The organism is Nonomuraea sp. NPDC050536 (assembly GCF_044457685.1).
Taxonomy (GTDB): domain Bacteria; phylum Actinomycetota; class Actinomycetes; order Streptosporangiales; family Streptosporangiaceae; genus Nonomuraea.
Window position 1 is genome coordinate 412,201 of sequence record NZ_JBITHD010000004.1, and the last position, 22,187, is coordinate 434,387.

19 protein-coding genes are annotated in these 22,187 nt (G+C 68.7%); 10 read left to right on the forward strand and 9 right to left on the reverse strand.

Translation table 11 applies throughout. The annotated features are described in order from the left end of the window. Nucleotides 1–9 precede the first annotated feature (9 nt). The 5 genes from ACIBHX_RS15135 to ACIBHX_RS15155 are packed head-to-tail and all read right to left on the reverse strand — an operon-like array spanning nt 10 to nt 6,517. Nucleotides 10–2,349 carry an Ig domain-containing protein gene (locus ACIBHX_RS15135; protein WP_397067651.1) on the reverse strand — a complete coding sequence of 780 codons (2,340 nt, stop codon included), beginning with the start codon at nt 2,347–2,349 and terminating at the stop codon, nt 10–12. 11 nt (nt 2,350–2,360) lie between these two features. Next, nucleotides 2,361–3,533, reverse strand: coding sequence for a Gfo/Idh/MocA family protein (locus ACIBHX_RS15140; protein WP_397067652.1), 1,173 nt, complete (start codon nt 3,531–3,533; stop codon nt 2,361–2,363). A 2-nt stretch (nt 3,534–3,535) separates the two neighbouring features. Continuing rightward, entirely contained in the window at nt 3,536–4,360 is an 825-nt protein-coding gene (locus tag ACIBHX_RS15145; RefSeq protein ID WP_397067653.1) for a carbohydrate ABC transporter permease, read from the reverse strand. Continuing rightward, nucleotides 4,353–5,258 carry a carbohydrate ABC transporter permease gene (locus tag ACIBHX_RS15150; RefSeq protein ID WP_397067654.1) on the reverse strand — a complete coding sequence of 302 codons (906 nt, stop codon included), beginning with the start codon at nt 5,256–5,258 and terminating at the stop codon, nt 4,353–4,355. The genes ACIBHX_RS15145 and ACIBHX_RS15150 overlap by 8 nt, the downstream gene beginning before the upstream one ends. Beyond that, nucleotides 5,258–6,517, reverse strand: a complete 1,260-nt coding sequence (locus ACIBHX_RS15155; RefSeq protein WP_397067655.1) for an ABC transporter substrate-binding protein — start codon at nt 6,515–6,517, stop codon at nt 5,258–5,260. The genes ACIBHX_RS15150 and ACIBHX_RS15155 overlap by 1 nt, the downstream gene beginning before the upstream one ends. A gap of 142 nt (nt 6,518–6,659) precedes the next feature. On the opposite strand from ACIBHX_RS15155, the gene ACIBHX_RS15160 reads away from it, so the two are divergent. Both ACIBHX_RS15160 and ACIBHX_RS15165 read left to right on the forward strand, forming a co-directional pair. Next, complete coding sequence (locus tag ACIBHX_RS15160; protein ID WP_397067656.1) at nt 6,660–7,436, forward strand: FadR/GntR family transcriptional regulator; 777 nt, start codon at nt 6,660–6,662, stop codon at nt 7,434–7,436. A gap of 23 nt (nt 7,437–7,459) precedes the next feature. Continuing rightward, nucleotides 7,460–8,503 carry an enolase C-terminal domain-like protein gene (locus tag ACIBHX_RS15165; protein ID WP_397067657.1) on the forward strand — a complete coding sequence of 348 codons (1,044 nt, stop codon included), beginning with the start codon at nt 7,460–7,462 and terminating at the stop codon, nt 8,501–8,503. Between the two features lie 196 nt (nt 8,504–8,699). Here ACIBHX_RS15165 and ACIBHX_RS15170 read toward each other — a convergent pair whose 3' ends face one another. Further along, nucleotides 8,700–9,734: a LacI family DNA-binding transcriptional regulator gene (locus tag ACIBHX_RS15170; protein ID WP_397067658.1), complete on the reverse strand. Its 1,035-nt coding sequence runs from the start codon at nt 9,732–9,734 to the stop codon at nt 8,700–8,702. Between the two features lie 96 nt (nt 9,735–9,830). On the opposite strand from ACIBHX_RS15170, the gene ACIBHX_RS15175 reads away from it, so the two are divergent. The 8 genes from ACIBHX_RS15175 (at nt 9,831) to ACIBHX_RS15210 (ending at nt 18,839) form a co-directional block, all read left to right on the forward strand. Next, nucleotides 9,831–11,441 carry an ABC transporter substrate-binding protein gene (locus ACIBHX_RS15175; RefSeq protein ID WP_397067659.1) on the forward strand — a complete coding sequence of 537 codons (1,611 nt, stop codon included), beginning with the start codon at nt 9,831–9,833 and terminating at the stop codon, nt 11,439–11,441. Then, the gene (locus ACIBHX_RS15180; protein WP_397067660.1) at nt 11,411–12,391 is read left to right on the forward strand and encodes an ABC transporter permease; all 981 of its coding nucleotides are present in this window, start codon (nt 11,411–11,413) and stop codon (nt 12,389–12,391) included. Before ACIBHX_RS15175 ends, ACIBHX_RS15180 begins: the two co-directional genes overlap by 31 nt. Beyond that, nucleotides 12,388–13,230, forward strand: a complete 843-nt coding sequence (locus tag ACIBHX_RS15185; protein ID WP_397067661.1) for an ABC transporter permease — start codon at nt 12,388–12,390, stop codon at nt 13,228–13,230. Before ACIBHX_RS15180 ends, ACIBHX_RS15185 begins: the two co-directional genes overlap by 4 nt. Next, nucleotides 13,230–14,186: an ABC transporter ATP-binding protein gene (locus ACIBHX_RS15190; protein WP_397067662.1), complete on the forward strand. Its 957-nt coding sequence runs from the start codon at nt 13,230–13,232 to the stop codon at nt 14,184–14,186. Before ACIBHX_RS15185 ends, ACIBHX_RS15190 begins: the two co-directional genes overlap by 1 nt. Next, nucleotides 14,183–14,980 carry an ABC transporter ATP-binding protein gene (locus ACIBHX_RS15195; RefSeq protein WP_397067663.1) on the forward strand — a complete coding sequence of 266 codons (798 nt, stop codon included), beginning with the start codon at nt 14,183–14,185 and terminating at the stop codon, nt 14,978–14,980. The genes ACIBHX_RS15190 and ACIBHX_RS15195 overlap by 4 nt, the downstream gene beginning before the upstream one ends. After that, nucleotides 14,977–16,377, forward strand: a complete 1,401-nt coding sequence (locus tag ACIBHX_RS15200; RefSeq protein WP_397067664.1) for an amidase — start codon at nt 14,977–14,979, stop codon at nt 16,375–16,377. Before ACIBHX_RS15195 ends, ACIBHX_RS15200 begins: the two co-directional genes overlap by 4 nt. Further along, the gene (locus ACIBHX_RS15205) at nt 16,367–17,968 is read left to right on the forward strand and encodes an amidohydrolase (protein ID WP_397067665.1); all 1,602 of its coding nucleotides are present in this window, start codon (nt 16,367–16,369) and stop codon (nt 17,966–17,968) included. Before ACIBHX_RS15200 ends, ACIBHX_RS15205 begins: the two co-directional genes overlap by 11 nt. Before the next feature lie 235 nt (nt 17,969–18,203). After that, nucleotides 18,204–18,839, forward strand: a complete 636-nt coding sequence (locus ACIBHX_RS15210) for a TetR/AcrR family transcriptional regulator (protein ID WP_397067666.1) — start codon at nt 18,204–18,206, stop codon at nt 18,837–18,839. 579 nt (nt 18,840–19,418) lie between these two features. Here ACIBHX_RS15210 and ACIBHX_RS15215 read toward each other — a convergent pair. The 3 genes from ACIBHX_RS15215 to ACIBHX_RS15225 all read right to left on the reverse strand — a co-directional run bounded on the left by ACIBHX_RS15215 (nt 19,419) and on the right by ACIBHX_RS15225 (nt 22,011). Then, a complete protein-coding gene (locus ACIBHX_RS15215; protein ID WP_397067667.1) occupies nt 19,419–20,663 on the reverse strand; it encodes an FAD-dependent monooxygenase in 1,245 nt (414 codons plus the stop codon). 266 nt (nt 20,664–20,929) lie between these two features. Continuing rightward, nucleotides 20,930–21,370, reverse strand: a complete 441-nt coding sequence (locus ACIBHX_RS15220) for a YybH family protein (RefSeq protein WP_397067668.1) — start codon at nt 21,368–21,370, stop codon at nt 20,930–20,932. Between the two features lie 71 nt (nt 21,371–21,441). Further along, nucleotides 21,442–22,011 (reverse strand): NADPH-dependent FMN reductase, encoded by a 570-nt coding sequence (locus ACIBHX_RS15225; RefSeq protein ID WP_397067669.1) that lies wholly within the window; start codon nt 22,009–22,011, stop codon nt 21,442–21,444. Between the last annotated feature and the right edge of the window lie 176 nt (nt 22,012–22,187).

Here is a 22,187-nt window from a genome sequence, read left to right on the forward strand (position 1 = left end):
GCTGGAGGTCTAGACGGTCACCTTCAGCGTGTAGGTGATGGACGCGTCGGTCCCGCCGCGGGCGGTGATCGTGAACCTTCTCGCGCCGGGCTTGGTGGGGACGCCGGTGACGGCGCCGGTGTCCCTGTGCAAGGTGAGGCCGGCCGGGAGCGTTCCTGAGGTGATGTCGTAACGGGTGGTGAGCGGCGACCTTGATGTGATCTTGAATTCGTAGAGCTTGCCTATTCGAGCCTCGGGCGGCTGCGGGTTGGAGAAGCCGGGCTCAGGGGCCTCGACGGTCTGTGGCGCTCCGACGGGCTTGCCCTCGGCGTCGAGTTGCTGGAGTGACCATGTCCGGTCGGGGGTGACGACGGTGAGATGCCAGTTGGTGGCGGGGTCGCCGAGCAGTGTCTTCTGGGCCGCGGTGAAGGCGCCGGCGCGGCGCGCGGATTCCCAGGTCCTGACGGCGTCGAGGACGGCGGCCGCGTTGGATCCGGTCTCGAAGCTCCGCACCGTGGTCTCGAAGCCGATGCCCGCGTCGAGGGAGGCGGCGCGCGCCATGGTCGCCTCGACTTTCAGCAGGCTGTCCGATCCCGAGACTCCCAGCCAGCCCATCATTCCTGGAAGGTAGTTGGCGCGGTAGAAGGTGTTGCTCCGCTTGATCTGGGCGTAGTCGGTGACGCCGATCTCCCCCCAGCTGACCCGCGACTGCGCGTCCCAGGTGTTGGAGCACAGGTTGCTGGCTTCGGTGATGAAGCCGTCGACGGACTTGAGGCGCCGGTAGACGCCGTTGACCAGACGTGCGAAGCCATAGCCTCCCCAGCCGCTCTCGGCCGCGGACTCCAGCCCGTCGTAGGAGGTGGACGTGATGCCGGTGGCGTTGTAGGCGGTGGCCAGGCGCGTGGCGATCTCGTCGATGATGGGCAGGCCGCCGATGGCTCCGCCGTACCCGTTCTGGATGATGCGCGTGGCGCGGGTCCCGGTGGGATGGTCCTGGGCAGAGGAGCCCCACTGGGCCCGCTGGACACCGGTGACCTGCCATTCTTGCCCGCCGGCCGTAGTGATGCCGGAGTAGGTGACGAACTCGTCGCCGATACGGAGCCTCTTGCCCGCGACGCCCTCGCCGAGTGGTTCGTTCGCGTCCACGTAGAGCGTGGTGTCCGAGGCGGTCGCGGGCCGGGTCAGCTTGACGGGGACGCCCACGGCCAGCCGCTCGTCGGCCGGCGGTGGAGTGATGTAGGGGTCGGAGGTGTCGATGAAGTCGGACAGGGTGTGCACGCCCACCTCCGCTCCGTTCTCGCGTGCGGTGGCCACCAGTTTCGCCGCGGCCGTGTCTGATCCGCCGAAGGCGGCGTTGAACTCGTAGTGGCCGTGCGACTTCCAGGGGCCGTCGCCGGCGATGGCGTAGATGGTCCCGATGCCGGCCTGCTTGGCGTAGCGGCTCGCGGTGGCGGCCGTTTCCGTGTTGAGGTCGAAGAGCACGAAGAACGACTGCGAGGCGGCTTGCGCGGCTTTCTGCCACTGGCCGTCGAGAGTGGGGTACGGCAGGCCTTCGCCTCCTGCGATCAGGCCGATCACGCTGAGCGCGAGGTCGGGCGCGCTGCCGAACAGCGCGATCTTGGATCCGACGATCTGGCCTTCCTGTGCGGGTACCGGCTCGAGCGCAACCTGGTAGCCGGAGGTCCGCCGGCGGATCCGGGTCCTGCTGTAGTCGTAGGTGTAGGCGCGTAACACGCTGCCCCAGCCGGTCTTGGCGGCGACGTTGTTCCTGAGCCACTCCTGGTCGTCGCCGGTCTGCAGGCCGTAGGGATTCCAGACGATGTCGGGGCCGAAGCCGTAGGCGAGGTGCTCGTTCGGCCAGCCGCCCACCGTCTTGTCGTTGACCGGGCGCATCCCGAAGGCGAAGGTGTCGTTCCTGATGACGCCGACGGTCTGGCCGATCGTCTCGGTGACGTTGGTCGGCAGCGGACCCCACAGCAGTGTCTGCACGTCCGCGCCCGTGGCGGCGGTGAGCTTGGTGACCTCGAAGGTGGTGTAGGTGGGATGCGTGACGACCTTCACCTCGATCGTCACCTTGCCGCTGGAGAACACCAGGACCCCGGGCGCGGTCCGCAGTGCGGTGGGCACCTCGTGCTGCCCGTCGACGACCACGCTGACCAGCGGTACGGACTTGCCCGCGGCCAGGTGGTCGGTGCCGTCGCGCAGGTCCACGAGGCTGGTCACGGTGCCTGTCGCGCTCAGGCCCATGGACAGGAATCCCGCGGTGATCTTGAGTGGATCGGTGGTGGCAGCATGGGCGGGGATGCTCGGAGCGGTCAGCGCGGTGAGCGAGCTGACCGCGCCGGCGGTGAGGAAGGTGCGTCTGTCCATGGGGGGCCTCCTCAGAGTTGGCCGGTCTCGAAGTAGGTGACGAGTGCTGGGTCGGGGGGAGCGACGGCGACGGGGCGGCTGCCGCTGCGTAGCGACCGGGTGGCCGCGTATCCCGCGGCGACCGCCTCGCGGGCGGCGACGGGGGACGTGATGGTGGTGCCGCCATGCCGTACGAAGTCCAGGAACTCATCGATCAGCCGCGGGTCCGCTCCACCGTGCGAACCCGATGACGCCGGGACGTGGATGACCTCGTCGGCGTCCGGGCTGTAGTCGGAGCGGCGGTTCCAGACCTTGACGGTCGCGTCGTCGGCATCGCCGAAGTTCTCCATGCGCCCTTCGGAGCCGATGATCGTGTAGTTGCGCCAGTAGTCGGGGGTGAAGTGGCATTGCTGGTAGCTGGCGAGCACGCCGTTGTCCAGCCGCATCTGCATCATGCTGAGGTCCTCGACGTCCACGACCGGGTTGAGGTCACGCTGCCGGTGCGGCGGCCAGTTGAGATCGGGTGCCAGCCAGTCGGTCATCCTCTCCCCGGTGTGGTCCCGGCGGGATTGGATGTCGCCGTAGACCACCAGCCCGCCCATGCCGGTGACCAGCCGGGAGTACCCGCCGGCGAGCCAGTGGATGACGTCGAGGTCGTGCGCTCCCTTCTGCAGCAGCAGCCCGGTGGTCTTGCGCCGGTCGGCGTGCCAGTCCTTGAAGTAGAAGTCGCCTCCGTGGCCGACGAAGTGCCGGCACCAGATGGCCTTGACCTGCCCGATGACGCCCGCGACGATCAGGCGGCGCATGGTCTTGACGACCGGCAGGTGGCGCATGTTGTGCCCGACGTACAGCCGCGTGCCAGAGGTCCGGGCGGCGGCGAGGATGCGATCACAGCCGAGGGTGGTGATCGCGAGGGGCTTCTCCACGAACACCGGGACCTCGTGGGAGAGGAAGTCCAGGACGATCGGCTCGTGGGTGTGATCGGGGGTCAGGACCAGTACCCCGTCGAGCCCGGCGTTCAGGAGCTCGCGATGGTCCTGCGTGACGATCACATCAGGGCCGAAGCGTTGCTGGGCGTCCGCTGGCATCTTGGGGTCGAGATCGCAGCAGGCCACCACCCGGGAACCCGCCGCGGGACGATGAGCCAGGTTCGCGAGCTCGCCGCGCACGCCGAGGCCGATCACGCCGAGTCTGAGATCACGCATGGTCAGCCCTTACTGCCGGTGAAGGCGATGCCCTGGACGAAGTGGCGCTGCAGCAGGACGAAAGCGACGATCATGGGGGCGGTCGCCATGATCGATCCGGCCATCAGCATCGAGTAGTCGGTGAAGTGCTCGCCCTGGAGGGTCGCCAGGCCCACCGAGAGGGGCATGCTGCTCGGATCGGTGGTGACGACGAGCGGGTACATGAGGTCGTTCCACGACCAGAGCGCGGTGAGGATCGTCAGAGCGATCAGGCCGGGCCTGGCCAGAGGGAGCGCGATGTGCCAGTAGACCCGCAGCGGGTTGGCTCCGTCCAGGCGCGCCGCCTCCTCGATGTCGCGGGGCAGCGCGAGGAAGAACTGCCGGAGCAGGAACGTGCCGAACGCGCTGAACATCCCTGGCACGATCAGCCCCTGCAGGGTGTTGACCCACCCCAGGTCCTGGATGATCACGTACTGCGGGATCAGGAAGAGCTGGCTGGGCACCATGAGCACGGACAGGAACAGCCCGAACAGCAGGCTGTTGCCGCGGAAGCGCATGCGGGCGAAGGCGTAGGCGGCCAGGGAGCACAACACCAACTGCGCGAGGGTACGGCCAGCGGCCATCAGGACGGTGTTGAGGAGCATCTGCTGGAAGGGCAGCACGTCGAACACGCGCCCGTAGTTGCCCCACTGCCATTGCTGAGGCAGGAGCGTCAGCGGCACCCGCGTGGTCTCGCTGAACGTCTTGACGGAGGTGAGCAGTTGCCAGACGAAGGGGCCGACCATCACCAGCGCGCCCGTCGCGAGCACGGCGTGGGTGGCGACCGAGCCCGCGTTCCGGTCACGCATAGTGCACCCACCTGCGCTGGAGCCGGAACTGGATGGCGGTCGCGGCGAGGATGAAGGCGAGGAGCACGAAGGCGACCGCGGCCCCGAAACCGAGATCATGCTCGACGAAGGCCTTCTGGTAGAAGAGGTAGGCGATCGTGCGGACCCGGGGAAGCGCGGGATTGGCGGTGCCCGCCGCGCTGCCCGGGGTGCTCATCATCATGTAGGCGAGGTCGAACATCTGCAGCGAGTTGATCATCGTGAGGACGGTCGCGAAGAAGATGCTCGGGCTCAGCAGCGGCACGGTGAGGCGCAGGAACGTCCGGACGGGGCCCGCTCCGTCGATCGCGGCGGACTCGTAGAACTCGGCGGGGATGCCCTGCAGACCGGCCAGGAAGATGACCATGTTGTAGCCCAGGGCCATCCAGATCCCGATCGCGGCCAGGGCGTACAGCGCCACGGACGGGTCGGCCGCCCAGTGCGGTCCCTGGATCCCGACCAGGGAGAGCATGTAGTTCACCAGGCCGTAGTCCCCGTTGTACATCCAGCGCCAGAGCATCGCGACGGCCACCGGCATCGTGACGACCGGCAGGAAGTACAGCGTCCGGTAGACCGAGCGCCCGCGGAGCCCGCGCCTGTTCAGCAGGGCGGCCACCAGGATGGCGAGCGGGATTCCGGCGAGCTGGATGGCCGTGTAGACCAGGGTGTTGGCCAGCGCCTGCCCCACCGCCGGCTCGTCGACGAGCGCCCGGTAGTTCGCCGCTCCGATCCAGGTGTGCCCGCCGAAGGGGCCCGACTCGGTGAAGCTGTAGTAGAAGGTCTGCGCGATCGGCCACAGGTAGAAGATCGACAGCCCGATCGTCATGGGGGCGACCATGGCATAGGCCCACGCGTGTTCCGCGCGCCGCCCGGGGGGCATCACTTCTCCTTGCCCAGCGCCGTGTTCATCGTCGCCGCCATCTCCTTGGCGGCGGTCTCGACATCCTTGTCACCCGACCAGGCCGGTCCGAGGACCGTGGCCTCCTGGCTCTGCCAGGCGTCGGTGTTCTTCGAGGTCGGGAACGGCACGGCGTAGGCGAGCTGGTCGAGGAAGGATTGCAGCCGGTATTGCGGCATGGACTTGACCCAGGCGTCCTGGGTGCCGTTGAAGGCGGGCATGACGGCGCCCGTCTGTGCCTGGATGTCGGCCGCTTGCTTCGAACCCAGGAAGGCGAGGAACTCGGTCGCCTGCTTGGGGTGCTTGGTCTTGGCGTAGGCGACGTTGGCCAGGCCGTGGATCACCACGGCTCGCTTGAGGCCCTTGGGCAGGACCGTGACGTCCACGTCGTTCTTGGTCGCGCTGTTCTGGGCGAAGGTGATGGCGTTCCAGGAGCCGCCGTAGTACATCCCGATCTTGCCGGATTCGAAGAGCTGGGTGGGATAGGTGTCCGTCATGGACTTCAGCGACGGCGATACGCCGGCCTTCATCAGGTCGGTCCAGAATCGCAGGCCGGTGATCGTGGCGGGCTGGTCGTAGCCCGAGGACCTGCCGTCGGGCGAGATGACCTGCCCGCCCGCCTGGAAGATGGTGTCGTAGTAGTTCTCCTGGCCGAAGGGCGGCGCCGCGATCCCGTAGACGCCCTTGGCGGTGTCGGTCAGCTTCCGCGCGGCCTGGGCCACTGTTTCCCAGGTCCATGTGTCGTCGGGATATTTGATCTTGGCGGCGTCGAAGAGCTTCTTGTTGAACCAGAGGCCGACCGTGTCGAAGTCCTTGGGGATGCCGTACTGCGTGCCCTGGTAGCTGTAGATCCGGGCCAGCGCCTCGGGGTAGTCGGACAGCTTCACCTGGCCGCTCTTGATCGTGTCCGACAGCGGCAGGAGCATGTCGTTGGAGGCGTAGAGCTGGGCGTGCGGGCCGTTCATCCAGAAGACGTCGGGTGCGCTGCCGCCGGTCGCGTCGGCCTGGAGCTTGGTCCAGAACTCCTGGCTCGCGGTGAGCTGGATCTTGATCTGGATGTTCGGGTGCGCCGCCTGGAACCTGTCGACGATCTGTTGCATGGCTGGAAGCTGGTTCTTGTCCCAGATCCGGTAGCTGAGCTCGACCTTTCCGTCAGCGGGGTCTCCCCCGCCGCAGGCGGCGACGCCGAGCAGGAGCCCCGCCACCACGACCGACGACCGCCATCGCGGCTCTGTACGCATACAAGGTCCCCTTCCGGGAGGATTGATCTGATGGATTCGAGCCGCGTTGTCGGCGAACGGGTAAGATGTTTCGTAGTCTTGGCCAGTGAATCCCGTCACGTCAACCCTATAGATCCGAAACATTTGCGACTAGGATGAACCTGTGAGCGGATTGAACCCACCATCGGCGCTCCCGCAGCAGCCGAGCTCGGAGGCCGGTTACCGGCCCGGCTACGAGATCGCCGCGGAGCGGATCCTGGAGTACATCGTCCAGGCAGAGCTCCGGCCTGGAGATCGCCTGCCGACGGAGAAGGATCTGGCTGACGCCGTACAGATGAGCAGGACGGTCGTGCGGGAGGCGGTGAAGATCCTCTCCGCGCTGAAGCGGCTGAGCGTGCAGAAGGGCAGGGGGATCTACGTCGCCGAGCCGGAGGACGCCCCCTGGCGGGAGTCGTTTTCCCAGTTCCTGCCCGCGGACCTCGGGCAGGTTGACCAGATGTTCGAGTTCCGGCGGCACATCGAGTCCGCCACCACCCGCCTGGCGGCACAGCGAGCCGTACCCGCGCAGGTGAAAGCGCTCCGTGAGGCGGCGCGGCTGTCGGCGGAGGCCGCGGAACGCGACGACATCGAGGCATTCAACCGGGCCGACGAGCAGTTCCACAGGGACGTCGCCGCCGCCGCGGCCAACATGTTCCTGTCCGCGACCATCGAATCGGTGCAGCGACTCCAGCGTGAGGTCAGCATCATCGGGATGGCCGGGGTCGTGGGCGGATCACTCGTCGTGGCCGGTGAACAGCATCTGGCGATCGCCGACGCCGTCGCCTCGGGCGACGAGGACGGTGCCGTCGCGCTCATGACCCAGCACATCGACATGACGATGCGACAGTTTCAGGAGGAGATTCGCCACCGCATCTTCCCCCACCACGACGCCTCGTCCTGACGCTCCCCAAGACGAAGGAATCCATGCGAATCACCGATGTCACCGTCGAACTCGTCGAACTGCCCGCCCAGCCGCCCTTCCGCTGGCGGGCCGGGCTCCCAGGCTCGGAAGGGCCGGCGGTCGGCGGCATCCTGCGCATCCACACCGACGACGGCCTTACCGGCGAGGCGCGTACCAGGCGCGGATTGATCGTGGCCGACCTGGTCCAACGCCGGATCCGCGATGACCTGCTCGGCCGCGATCCACTCTGGCGCGAGCTCCTCTGGCACCGCCTGTGGGAACTCGACCGCATCGAGGAACTGCCCATCTACGCGCTCGGCCTGGTCGACGTCGCCCTGTGGGACCTGGCGGGCAAGGCCGCGAACCTGCCCGTCCACCAGCTGCTCGGCACCTACCGGGATGCCATCCCCGCCTACGCCAGTACGGTGACCTTCGCCACCATGGAGGAGTACCTCGACGTCGCCGACCAGTGCCTTGACCTGGGTTTCCAGGCGATCAAGCTGCACGCCTGGGGCGACGCGCGCGCCGACGCCGAGCTGTGCCAGAAGCTCCGCTCCCATGTCGGCGACGAGGTGTCCCTGATGTACGACGGCTCGGCGGGCTTCGACTTCGCCGACGCCCTCTATGTCGGCCAGGCTCTGTCCGAGGCCGGGTACACCTGGTACGAGGAGCCGATGCGCGAATTCAGCGTGACCGCCTACCGCTGGCTGGCGGAACGCCTGACCATCCCTCTCCTGGTCGCCGAGACGTCCGACGGCGCGCACATGAACGTCGCGGACTTCATCATGGCGGGCACCGCGGGATACGTCCGCACGAGTGCCCAGTACAAGGGCGGCATCACCGGCGCCATGCGCGTCGCCCACCTCGCCGACAGTTTCCAGCTCCGGGCGGAAGTGCACGGGGCGGGCATCGTCAACGCCCACCTGTGCATGGCCATCCCCAACACCACCTACTACGAGTCCCTCATCTACAGCAACCCGGTGACCCGTGAGCCCGCGATCGGCCCCGACGGCCTCCTCCGCGCGCCGACCGCACCGGGGATCGGCTACGGACCAGACGACCACTGAGTGACCTGGCTCGTCTGCCCTCCGATAGATACGACACATCGTTGTCACCGGAAGCCTCGCGACCACCCCCAGCATGCGCGCGGACGCGCCGACCCGCGAGGTTTCCGGGGCTGGAAGTCTATTTTTCAGATTCATATCCACTGCTGAGGGTTGATTGATCCTACTCCGCTTCATCACCGGGCACTGGCGGGCAGCCTCAAAGCTTGACGGAGTTCGGCCTCTCACTTCGGGGTTCAAGCAGGAGGGCCGACGAGGCGCGGATGTCGAGCCGAGCCCGCAGTAGCCGCCCGTCGCCGCTGCCGCGGCCCTCGATGCGGTCGACGAGCAGCTCGATGCCGACCCGGGCGGTCTCCTCCGGCAGAAAACTGAGCGTGCTGACCGGCGGGTCGGTGTAGGGCGCGGTCGGGTCCTCGGTGGCGCACACCAGCAGCAGGTCGCCGGGCACCGACCTGCCCCGCCTGCGGATCGCGTCGAGCAGCAGCGCCGGGCTCGCCTCCACCAGGGAGAACAGCGCGTCTGGGGGCTCGTCGGCGGCCAGCAGCGTGTCGACCGCCGCCAGCGTGCCCTCCAGCCCAGGCTCGGCCAACGAGACCAGCCGGGGCTCGCTGTGCCTCTCGGCGCACCAGTCGAGGTAGGCGCGGGCCGAATCCTGGTGGAAGGCGGCCGTGGTGGCCCCCGCGATGGCCGCGACCCGCCGGGCGCCCGCCGCCTCCAGGTGGTCCAGGACCTGCCGGACGGCGAGGGCGTAGTCGAAGTCGATCCACGGCCCGCCGGTGTCCTCCATCGCCCGCCGGTCGGACAGGACCGGGATCCCGGCCGACAGGAAGTCGCCCACCAGCGGGTCGCCGGCGACCGGATCGACGATGAACACGCCGTCCAGCGGCAGCTCAAGCCAGCAGTCGTCGGGCCCGGTGTTGGGCAGCAGCACGATGCCGTAGCCGCGCGCCAGCGCCTCGCGCGAGCACAGCGTGGACAGCTGGGCGAAGTAGGCCAGCTCGGTGTAGACCCAGGGACCTGCGACATACTCCCTGGCGGCCAGGCCGATGAGCCGGGTGTGCCCGGCGCGCAACAGCCGGGCGGTGGCGTTGGGCCGGTAGCCCAGGCTCCGCGCCACCTGCCTGACGTGCTCGCGGGTGGCCTCGGGCAACCGGCCGGTGCCGTTCAGCGCGTCGGAGACGGTGGTCTTGGAGACCCCGGCCGCGCGGGCTACGTCGACGAGTCGAACTCTCATGGGCTCAAGCATTGCAGAATCGTTCCTCCAAAGTCTTGTGCAGGAATGTTCCTTCACGAATACTCGCTGCAACCTTCCCCCGAAAGAGGTGGTCCGATGCGTAGAGCCCGGTTCGGAGCCGTGGTGGCGCTCGCCGCGCTCGCAGCGGTCGCCTGCGGCGGCACGACTCCTTCTGTGCCCCGCAAGGCCTTCGAGATCAGCAAGGACACTCCTCCGGGCAAGGGCCCGGTGGACACGGTCACCTGGTCCCTGTACGCAGAGCCGCAGTCCCTGGACTACGCCTATGCCTTCGACTACCCGCCGAACACGGTGCTGGCCAACGTGTGCGAGCAGCTCATGCGGGTCACGCCGGATCTGAAGATGGAGCCTGGGCTGGCGGTCAAGGCCGAGAATCCCGATCCGTTGACCTGGGTGTACACGATCCGTGAGGGCGTGCGCTTCCACGACGGTACGCAGCTCACCGCGGATGACGTGGTCGCCAGCATGCGGCGGCACCTCGATCCGAAGGTCGGCTCCTACTGGGTCTCGGCCTACCAGAACGTCAAGTCCGTGGACAAGAGCGGGCCGATGCGCGTAACCGTGCACCTACGCAAGCCCGACCAGCTGTTCAACGAGGAGATGGGCACCTCGGCCGGGACCATCGAGAGTGCCGCGTCCCTGCGCAAGCCCGGTTACGGCAGCCCGGACGTGGGCGTGAACTGCACCGGCCCGTACTCCTTCGGCGGCTGGGAGAAGGGGCAGTCGATCACGCTGAAGAAGTTCGACGGCTACTGGGACACCAAGCTCGCCGCCAAGGCGGCGACGGTCAAGAACGTGTTCATCGCCGACCCCGCCACGCGCGTCAACACGCTGCTGTCGGGCGAGGTGGACGGCGGTTACCTGCTGCCGTCCAGCGGGTTCACCAAGCTCGCCACAGCGCCGAGCGGCAAGCTCTACTTCGGGCCCAACACCACCGCGGTGGACCTGATCCCGACCAATCTCAAGGGCACGCTCGGCGACCTGCGGGTGCGCAAGGCGCTGTCGATGGCGCTGGATCGGCAGGGCATCCTCAAGGCCGCCACGACCGGCGTCGGCGTACCGGCCAAGGCTCCGGCGGCCATCGGCGCGTGGGGGATCGCGCCGGAGCAGGCCAAGGGCTACTACGCGCAGTTGCCCGCGCTGACCCGCGACGTGGAGGGCGCCAAGAAGCTGGTCCAGGAGGCCGGGGCCACCGGCAAGAAGATCGTGATGGCCACCAGCACGATGTCGCCCGAGATCTCGGTCATCGCCAACGCGGTGCAGGCCGCGGGGCAGTCCATCGGGCTGAAGGTCGAGCTGAAGGCGGTGGCGCCGGACGCCTACACCGCCCTGTTCTCCGATCCGAAGGCGCGTGAGGGGATCGACCTGGTCATGACGATCTGGTACGACTCCACACCGGACCCGCTGGAGTTCTACGGCATCCTGCAGACCGGCGACTTCGCCAACTACGGCGGCTACTCCAACCCCGACTACGACAAGCTCGTCAACGAGGCCAACGCGCTGGCCGATCCGGCCGCGCGCGCCGCGGTGGTCGCCAAGCTGCAGGAGATCGCGGTCAGGGACCTGGTGTGGATCCCGTTGTACGAGGTGCCGCACAGCATGTTCCTCAACAAGCGGCTGACCGGCGCGCCTACCAGCATCTCCCAGCTCGTCTACCCGTGGGCGGCCATGATCGGGTCGGCCGGCTGATGCTCGGCTTCCTGGTGCGGCGGCTGGGTGGCATGGCGGCGACGCTGCTGGCGACCTCGTTCGCGGTGTTCGCCTCGATCTACCTGGCCCCGGGCAATCCGGCGTCGTTCCTCATCCAGGGGCGGTCAGCCTCACCGGAGGCGCTCGCGGCCATCCGGGCGCAGTACCACCTGGACGACCCGTTCGTCGTGCAGTACGTGAAGTGGATCGGCGGCGTGTTCACCGGCGACCTGGGCCGATCGGTGCAGTTCCGGCAGGACGTGGCCGGGCTGATCCTGGCCCGGCTGCCCACGACGCTGTCCCTGGTGGCCTACGCGGGGGTGCTCATCCTGCTGGCCGGGCTGGCGCTCGGCGCTCTGGCGGCGCTGCGGCCAGGCCCGATCGACCGGGTGGTGCTGCTCGGGACCGGGGTGGCGACGGCCACCCCGTCGTTCGTCGCCGCGATCGGCCTGATCTCACTGTTCTCGGTCCAGCTCGGCTGGTTCCCGGCCTTCGGCAACGGGACCGGCCTCGGCGATCGGATCGTCCACCTGACGCTCCCCGCGGTCGCGCTGGCGCTGACGTTCGCCGGGCTGCTGGCCCGGGTGACGCGCTCGTCGATGCTGGAGGAGCTGGCCCGCGAGCACGTCGAAGTGGCCCGCTCGCGCGGCGTGCGGGAGCGGGACGTGGTCCGCAGGCACGTGCTGCGCAACTCGATGGGCCCGATCAGCACCGTGACCGGAACCGTGATCGCCGGGCTGCTGGTCGCCACCTCGATCGTGGAGACCGCCTTCGGCCTGTCCGGGGTGGGGCAGCTGCTGGTCAGCTCTGTCACGGTCAAGGACTTCCCGGTCGTGCAGGCGGTCAGCCTGCTCGTGGTGCTGGCCTTCGCGCTGGCCAACCTCCTCGTGGACCTGCTCCACCCGTTCATCGATCCGCGTCTCACCCACGCGAGGAGCACAAACTCATGACAGCCATCCCCTTGTATCGCCGATATCGGCTGCCCGCCGACAACCTGGTCGTCGCCGGTCTGGTCGTCCTGGTCGTGCTGGCGGCCGCGGCGGTGCTGGCGCCGGTCATCTCCCCGCACGACCCGCTCGAGGTCGACTTCTCGGCCACGCTCAGCGGGCCGACCGCGGACCACCTGCTCGGCACCGACCAGTCCGGCCGCGACATCCTGTCGCGGCTGATCTACGGCGCGCGCGCCGGACTGCTGGGTCCGCTGCTGGTGGTGAGCGTCTCCACCGTGCTGGGCATGCTGCTCGGCGTGATCGCCGCGTGGTGCGGCGGGATCGTCGACTCATTCCTGTCACGGGCGATGGACCTGATCTTCGCCTTCCCCGCACTGCTGCTGGCGATCATGATGGTTGCGCTGTTCGGCGCCGGGCTGGTGGCCCCGGTCGTCGCGATGAGCCTGGCCTACGCCCCCTACGTCGGCCGCCTGGTGCGCGGCGTGGCCATGGCGGAGATGTCCCGGCCCTACATCCAGGCCTACCGGGTGCAGGGGTGGTCCGGCTGGGTGATCTGCCTGAGGCACCTGGTGCCCAACATCGCGCCGCTGGTCCTCGCCCAGTCCGCGATCAACTTCGGGTACGCGCTCATGGACCTGGCCGCCCTGTCCTTCCTCGGCTTCGGCGTCCAGCCGCCCACCGCGGACTGGGGCGCGATGATCAACGAAGGGGCGTCGGCGCTGCTTCAGGGCGCGACGCTGCCCGCGCTGGCGCCCGGCGTCGCGGTCGTGCTCACCGTCGTCGCCTTCAGCGTGGTCGGCGAGGGACTCGCCGACCACATCTCCAAGCGGGAGCGCTGATGGCGCTGCTCGAGATAGAGAACCTCAGCGTACGGCTGGCCGGCCCCGACGCCGCCCGTCCGATTCTCGACGAGGTCTCCCTGCACGTCGCGCAGGGCGAAGCCGTCGGGCTGGTGGGCGAGTCGGGCTCCGGCAAGTCCGTCACCTGCCGGGCCGTGCTGGGGCTGCTGCCCGGCGGCGCGGAGACGTCGGGGAGCGTGCGGGTCGGCGGGGAGGACGTGCTGGCCATGCCCGCCGAGCGGATCAGGGCGCTGCGCAGGACCCGGGCGGCGATGATCTTTCAAGATCCACGGGCCTCGATCAACGCGGTGCGGCGGATCGGAGACTTCGTCACCGAGGGGCTGCGGGCGGGGGGCACGCCGTACAAGATGGCGCTGGAGCGGGCGGTCGAGCTGCTGGAGGCGGTCGGCATCCAGGAGCCGCGGGCGGCGCTGCGGCGCTACCCGCACCAGTTCTCCGGCGGCATGCTGCAGCGGGTCATGATCGCGGGGGCGCTGGCGGCGGAGCCGCCGCTGCTGCTGGCCGATGAGCCCACGACCGCGCTGGACGTCAGCACGCAGGCCGAGGTGATCGCGATCCTGGCACGGCTGCGGGCCGAACGCGAGATGGGGATGCTGTTCGTCACCCACGACCTGGAGCTGGCGTCGGCGATCTGCGACCGCATCTACGTGATGTACGCCGGGCGGATCGTGGAGGAGCAGGCCACGGCCGAGCTGTTCCACCGGCCCCGGCACCCCTACACGGCCGGGCTGCTGGCGGCGACGCCGCGGCTGGAGTCGGAGACTCCGCCGCACGGCATCCCCGGGCGGCCGCTGTCGCTTGCGGACTCGCCGCCGGGGTGCGCGTTCGCCCAGCGCTGCGCCCACGCGCACGACCGCTGCGACGAGCAGCGACCCGAGCTGCGAACCCTGGACGGCGCGAGCGTGGCGTGCCTGCGGGCCGAGGAGGTCGGATGAAGCTGCTGGAAGCCGACGGGCTGCGCAAGGCGTTCGGCGGGCAGGTGGCCGTGGACGGCGTGTCCTTCAGCCTCGAGGCAGGGCACTCGCTCGCGGTGGTCGGCGAATCGGGTTCGGGCAAGACGACGACCGCGCGGATGCTGGTCGGGCTGGAACGGCCCGACGCCGGGCGGATCCTGGTCGAGGGCCGCGACCGGCTGGCCGCGGCCAAGGGGAAGGCGGCGCGGCTGGCCAGAGCCCGGGAGATACAGATGGTCTTCCAGGACCCCTACCTCTCTCTCGACCCGCGCATCACGGTCGCCGCGTGCGTCGAGGAGCCGCTGCGCCTGCACTTCTCACACAGCAGGGAACGGCGCGAGGCCCGGCGCGACGAGCTGCTTGAGCTGGTCGGGCTGGGCTCGCGCGAGGCAGGCGCGCTGCCGCGGCGGATGTCCGGCGGGCAGCGCCAGCGGGTCGCGATCGCCAGGGCGCTGGCCACCGAGCCCAAGGTGCTGATCCTGGACGAGGCCACCGCCGCGCTCGACGTCTCCATCCAGGCGCAGATCCTCGACCTGCTCGCCGCGCTCCGCCGCGATCTCGGCGTCGCGTACGTGATCGTCAGCCACGACCTCGCGATGGTCAAGCACCTGGCCGACGACGTGGTCGTTCTCCACCGGGGACAGGTGGTCGAGGCCGGGCCCACCCGGCGCGTGCTGTCCGCCCCCGAACATCCCTACACCCGCCTGCTGCTGCACTCCGTGCCGCGGCCCGGCTGGGATCCCGCCCAGATCGCCGCCGCCAGGAGGCTGCTGTGAACTACCTGCCCGCCACCGAAGCGCTGCGGCTCTTCAGGTCTCGCGAGCTGTCGCCCGTCGAGCTGATGACCGCCGTGATCGAACGGGCCGAGGCCGTCGAACCACAGGTCAACGCGCTGAGCGAGCGCTTCTTCGAGGAAGCTCTCGACCAGGCCAAACAGGCGGAACAGGCCTACGGCCCCGGCGGCAGCCCGCGCCCGCTGGAGGGGCTGCCCGTGGCGACCAAGGACGAGCAGCCGATCGCCGGGCGGCGCGCCTGCGACGGCTCGCTGGCCTTCGCCGACGAGGTGGCGTCGGTGACCCACCCGGTGATCGAGCGGGTCCAGGCCGCCGGCGGGATCGTGCACGCCCGCACGACCACGCCCGAGTTCTGCTGCGCGGCCTTCACCCAGTCCAAGGTGTGGGGGATCACCCGTAACCCGTGGAACCTGGACTACTCCCCCGGCGGCTCTTCCGGCGGCGCCGGCGCGTCCCTGGCCTCCGGTACGGCCTTGCTCGCCACCGGCTCCGACATCGGCGGCTCGATCCGGATCCCCGCGGCCAACACCGGGACCGTCGGGTACAAGCCGCCGTACGGCCGGGTCCCCGCGATGCCGCCCTACAACCTGGACCATTACTGCCATGACGGGCCGATGGCGCGCACCGTGGCCGACTGCGCGCTGCTGCAGAACGTCATCGCCGGGCCTCATCCGCTGGACGTGGTGTCGTTGCGGCCCGCCATACAGCTGCCTCATCAGCTCGGCAACGTGGCCGGGATGCGGGTCGCCTACGCCGCCAATCTCGGCGACTGGGAGATCGAGCCGGAGATCGCGGCCAACACCGCGGCCGTCGCCGACGCGCTGCGCGCGTGCGGCGCGATCGTCGAGGAGGTCGAGGTGGGGCTGCGGCGCGCGGACGTGATGCGGGCCGCCTTCATCCACTTCGGCGCGATCTTCGGGCCGATGGTCGCGCGGGTCCCGGAGCAGCAGCTGCTCACCGACTACGCGCGCGCCTTCGTGGCGGACACCCGTGACCAGGGCGACTTCCTGACCGGGCTGGAGCTGGAGGCGGCGATCTACGCGCCGATCGGCCAGCTGCTCGACCGCTACGACGCGCTGATCTGCCCGACCACCGGGGCGCCTGGCCTGCCGGCGGGCGAGGAGTTCATCGACACCCGGCTCACCGTCAACGGCGTCGAGCTCGACCACTACCTGGAGTACGCGCTGACCCCCGTCTTCAACATCGCCAGCCGCTGCCCCGTGCTGGCCGTGCCCTCCGGACGCTCGGCGAGCGGCGTGCCGACCGGCGTGCAGATCGTCGGCCGCACCTTCGACGACGCGACCGTCTTCCACCTTGGCGCCGCGCTGGAGCGGGCCCGCCCCTGGACCTTCGAGGAGATCCTCCCCCATGCAGGCTGACCTGGTCTTCCGCAACGGCCCCGTGCACACGCTCGACGCCGCTCGTACCGTCGCCCAGGCGGCAGCCGTACGGCAGGGCCGCATCGTCACGGTCGGTGAGAACGCCGACGTCGAGCCGCTCATCGGGCCTGCCACCGAGGTCGTCGACCTGGCCGGGCGGGCGCTGCTCCCCGGGTTCCAGGACGCGCACGTGCACCCGGTGTTCGCCGGGCTCACCATGATCAGGTGCGACCTGCATGACGCCGAAGACGCCGACGAGGCGCTGGCCGCCATCGCCGAGTACGCTCGCGCGAACCCGGAAGCCGAGTGGATCTCGGGCGGCGGCTGGTCCATGGAGTGGTTCCCCGGCGGGACGCCCAGCCGGGGAATGCTCGACGCCGTAGTCTCCGACCGGCCCGTGCACCTCGTCAACCGCGACGGGCACGGCGCCTGGGTCAACACCCGCGCCCTGGAGCTGTGCGGCGTGAGCAAGGAAACCCCGGACCCGGTCGACGGCCGCATCGAGCGCGAATCCGACGGCACCCCGCAGGGCACCCTCCACGAGGGCGCGTCCAACCTGGTCGCGCGGCACCTGCCGGAGCCGACGCCGGAGATGATGCTGGAGGGCCTGGCCGCGGGCCAGCGGCGGCTGCACTCGGTGGGCGTGACCGCCTGGCAGGACGCCATGGTCAACCCGCAGATCCAGGCCGCCTACCAGGCCGCGGCCTCATCCGGCCTGCTCACCGGGCGGGTCGTGGGCGCGTTGTGGTGGGACCGCGAGCGCGGCGAGGAACAGATCCCCGAGCTGATCGAGCGGCGGATCACCACGGGCCGGTTCCGCACCACCAGCATCAAGATCATGCAGGACGGCGTGGCGGAGAACTTCACCGCCGCGATGACCGCCCCCTACCAGCACGGCTGCGGCAACACCGGCCTGAGCTTCGTCGACCCCGCGCTGCTGCGGGGCTACGTCACGCAACTGGACGCGCTCGGGTTCCAGGTGCACGTGCACGCCGTCGGCGACCGGGCGGCGCGGGAGGCGCTGGACGCCTTCGCGGCCGCGCGTACCATCAACGGCTCTTCCGACAACCGGCACCACATCGCGCACCTGCAGGTCGTCCACCCCGACGACGTGCCACGCTTCGCCGAGCTCTCGGTGACGGCGAACATGCAGCCGCTGTGGGCGGCGCACGAGCCGCAGATGGACGAGCTGACCCTGCCCTTCCTCGACCCGGCGCTGGCCGGGTGGCAGTATCCCTTCGGCGATCTGCTCCGGTCCGGGGTTCCGCTGGCCGCCGGGAGCGACTGGCCGGTCAGCAGCCCCAACCCGTTCGAGGGCATCCACGTCGCGGTCAACCGGATGATCCCCGGCTCCGCGCAGCCGGCGTTCCTGCCCGCCCAGCGGATCGACCTGACGACCGCGCTGGCGGCGTACACGAGCGGGACGGCTCGGGTGAACCACCTCGAGGCGAGCACAGGCACGATCGAGGTGGGCAAGCTCGCCGACCTGGTGCTCACCGACCGCGACCCGTACGCCGTCCCCGCCGAGGAGCTGGGCGGCACGACCGTCCTGGCCACCTACGTGGACGGCGTCCGCGTCCACGGTTCATAGCTGCCGGTTTCACGCGGCGCGCGCATCCTGAGTCTCCCCGCCGCCGATCGGTGATCGGGGCCGACTCGGGGTGCCGCGCGCCAGCCGTACCTGACCGTTGACAGGCTCTCCCGCTCAGTCATGGGCGGGAAAGTCGGCGCCTTGGCGTCTCTGTTCCTCGAACGGGCCGACAGATGGCCTGTCCTTGTCCATCAAATGGTTGACCCTGCCGAGTTCCATCCATACCGTCCGTTTCATGACCTTTGCTGCCGACCAGCGAGAGAAGCTCCTAGAGATCGCGACTCGCATGTTCGCAGCCCTCGGCTATGACGGGACTTCTCTTCGGCAGATAGCGGAGGCCGCCGGGCTCGATGTCGCCACGGTGACCACCCAGGTGGGGCACAAACGAGACCTCTACCTCACCGTGATGGAACGTGCCCACCAGGCCGATCGCGCCGCGATCGAGGAGGTCATGAACCAGTTCGCCCCGCTGTCGCCCGCCGACGCCCCCCGGATGATCCACGCACTGGCCGACAGCTATCTGGACTTCTGCGTGTCCAACCCGCAGATCCCCGCACTCTGGGCGCACCGCAGCCTCGCCGACGCCCAGGACATCACCGACCTTGAGCGTCGCTATGTCTGGCCGCTGCACGTCCAGATCCGCAAGAGCATCCAACCCGCCCTCGATGCCGGACACATCGACGACACTGCCGACTTCAGGTACGTCCTCTGGACGATGATCTGGTGCGTCGAAGGCTTCTGCTACGGCGACGTACTCGACGACGAGGGCAACCGCATCGAGCCCGATGACCAGCAAGGCCGCAACGACTTCCGCAGGTATCTCCACATCCTGCTCGACCGCCTGCTCACCCCGCCGCAGAAGATCGCCTGACGACCTGATCACCTGGCATCGTCCTGGAGTCATAAGGCGACGTCCAAACCTATTGGGAAACGTTGGATTTCGTCATTGTATGGTGTATTTCTATTCACAGAATTGAACAAATCGCGCTCGCGTTCGACTCTCGACGCCAACCTGCGATCTGTGCCGTCTCACGCGATTCCATAGGGCTTCGCAGGCGCAGTGCATTCAATTGATTGACGCGCCACCATCACGCTTCTCTCGAACGCCACACAAAGCATTTCCCAATTGTCCCGCTATGTCCTAATATGCCATCCTTTTCGGTGCTATTGTCCGTTTGTCAGCATAGGACGGCTCTCGTATCGAGAGTCTGCTCAATGGGGGGAATCAATGGCACGTGTCGGCTTCCCTGCGTGGGGCGGTGGCCCGGGCCCGAACTGGTTGTGGCCCAGAGGCCGTCGCTGGGGTTGGCGCCGTGGATGGGGCTGGCGCCGCGGATGGGGCGGCTGCGGCTGCCGCCGTAGGTGGTGGTGGTAGACGAACCCAAGGAGAGCCGGCGGCAAGCCCGCCGGCTCTCCTTTCCCCGGGTTTCAGAGGCAACGGAAAGTCCGCTCAGCGGGGCTGGGGGTATGCGAAGCCAGGGTGGGAAAAGTCCATGTCCTTCATTCGTGCCGCCTTGCCCTTGGTCCGCCATCTGAGGAACAGCGGGGAGGTGACCGGCATCTTGCTCATACGCACCATCACCTTGCGCCGCGCGAGTTCGAAGCGGGAAGCCGGGACGAACAGGCTGCGCATCTGCATCCCGTTGCCCTGGAGGTAGTCGATGGAGGGGCGCAGCCGCTGCTCCCATTCGGTCAGCGCCTGGGTCACGTTGCGGGGGTGGCGAGCCAGCATGGTGCCCAGCAGATCGGCCCCGGCCATCCCGCTCGAGGCTCCCATCCCCGCATACAGCGTCACGCACCAAGCCGCGTCACCGACAAGCACCACCCGGCCGCGATGCCAGCCGTCCATGCGCACCTGCTCGACCGAGTCGAACAGCACCTGGTCGGCCGACTCCAACGCATCCAGCGCCGCCCCCAGCACCGAGCCGGTCGGCTCCGGGCCGAACACCTCGCGCACCCGATCGATCATCGGCCCGGTGAACTCGGCGTCCACGTCGTCGGTGTGGTAGCTCAGCATCACGGTCGGCGGACGGTCCTTGAACGGGAAGATCCACATCGACCGCTGAGGTTCGGCAAGGATGACGGAATCGGTCTCGTCGTGGCCGGGGAGTGGGCCGGGCAGCTGGTAGGCGACGACCATGTAGTTCATCCGGCGCAGGTAATCCTCGTGCGGCCCGAACACCAGTTGCCGCACTGTGGAGCGCAGCCCGTCCGCGCCGACGACCAGATCGAAACGCTCGGTGACCGAGGTCCCGCCGGCGGTGTCGGCCAGCGTCACGTTCACCCCGTCGGCGTCCTGCTCGATCCGGGCCGGCACGGTGGAGTAGCGGATCTCGACATCGGACGGCAACGCGGCGAAGCCGGCCTCCTCCACGTCTCCCCGCATCATCATCCACGGCCGTCCGGGGAAGTCCTTGAAGCTCAGCCCTGGCCGGCGCCTTCCGGCGCGGTCGATGTCGTACGCGGCGCCGTCCGGGCCTCGATCGGTCAGGTTGTCCAGGATGCCCAGGCGTTGGGCAGCGGCACGGCCCGCGCCGAACAGTGCGATGAAGTATCCGCCGGACCTCCGGTAGGCACCCCGTTCGATGATGATCGGCGTCCAGCCGATCTGCCGCAGCCGTAGCGCCGTCGCGATCCCACTGATGCCCAGCCCGACCACCAGAGCCCGGCGGCCACCTTTGTTCGTTGTGTCCACGAGGTTTCTCCTTGCAGGGTTGCGGGCGACTCCGGCTCGTGAAACCGGAGTGCCGATTGCGTCTCACGTGAGAGCGGCCCCAGCCCCGGGAACATGAGGCGAGGCGGCGACCTCACGTTCCCCGGGGGGCGGCTCGTCGGCCGCATCTGCCTGGACCTGCTCGGCCGGTAACGCCCCGGTCCCCACCAACTCGTGCGTTACCGGCAGTAGCACCGCCGCGCCCCCGGCCTGCGAAACCAGGTCAGTGGCTCAACGGGCAGCACCACTCAGGGCTCGAGGTCGACCACTCCTTTGCCGCTCGCCATATCGAGCGGCACAGAAACCTGGTCGTGCGCGATCAACCAATTGCCGTCGATCTTCCGGAAGCAGAAAGTGGCCCGGACCCACATACCGCTCGTCGCCGTACCGTTCTTCAGCGTGCCGCTGAGCCGACCGAAGCAGTGCCCGAATGCCACATCATCGCCCACGGTGAACGTCAGGTCGCGTACCTCATAAGTCAGATCCTGGAAGAACGCGAACGCGTTCGCCCAGTTCTTCAATTTCGCTTCTATCCCTACATGCTGCAGCGGCGGCTCGACGTCGAAGGACACTACGTCCGTCGCGTAAAGCCGCTTCAGGCCCTCGAGATCCTTGTCTCGAAGCCCTTCGACTATCTTGTCGACCTGCTGCCGGATCTTGGCTTCGTCTATCTCGCGTTGCGTAGGCATCGCTACCTATCCCTTCCATTCGGTGTGGAATCTTGCTTCTCACCAGTACGACGACACAGCACCCCGGGATGTCAGGCCGCGGCGCGCAGTGGCACGAGGGCGGTGCTCCAGGCGACGACCTGGTCCAGCAGCGTGTCCAGGGCGGTGACGTTGTAGTCGCCCGGCTTGAAAGTGGCGTAGTTCTCGAACTCGGTCAGCAGGGGCAGGGCGACCTGCGGGGCCACATCGGCCATCTGCAGTGCCCCGCAAATCAGCCGCAGCTGCTCAACTGCGCGGGCGCCACCCACGCCGCCGTAGGAGACGAACCCGACCGCCTTGTTGTTCCACTCCGCGTACAGGTAGTCGATGGCGTTCTTGAGCACTCCGGAGGTGGAGTGGTTGTACTCGGGAGTGACCATCACGAACCCGTCGAACGAGGCGATGGTGTCCGCCCAGGCCCTGGTGTGCTCGTGCTGATACCGGCCCGGGGACGCCGGCGCCGGGGTCGGCTCGTCCAGGTGCGGCAACGGGTGGTCGAGCAGGTCGATCACCTCGAAGTCGGCGTCTCCGCGGCGCGATGCCATCTCATCGACCCACTTGGCGACCTGTTCGCCCTTGCGGCCGGGTCGGGTGCTACCGAGGATGATTCCGATCTTGATCATCGTTCTCCTGTTCTGATGCTGGTGCGCTCAACCTGCCGCTGCTGGGCCCCGGCGCGGATCGCGAGCGCCTGCCAGTGGAGTGGTGTCGAGGTATCGGACCTCATAGACGCATCCGAGCAGTACGACGACACAAGCCGCCGTAATGTCAGGGGCGCGGCAGCCTGACAATGTGGTGC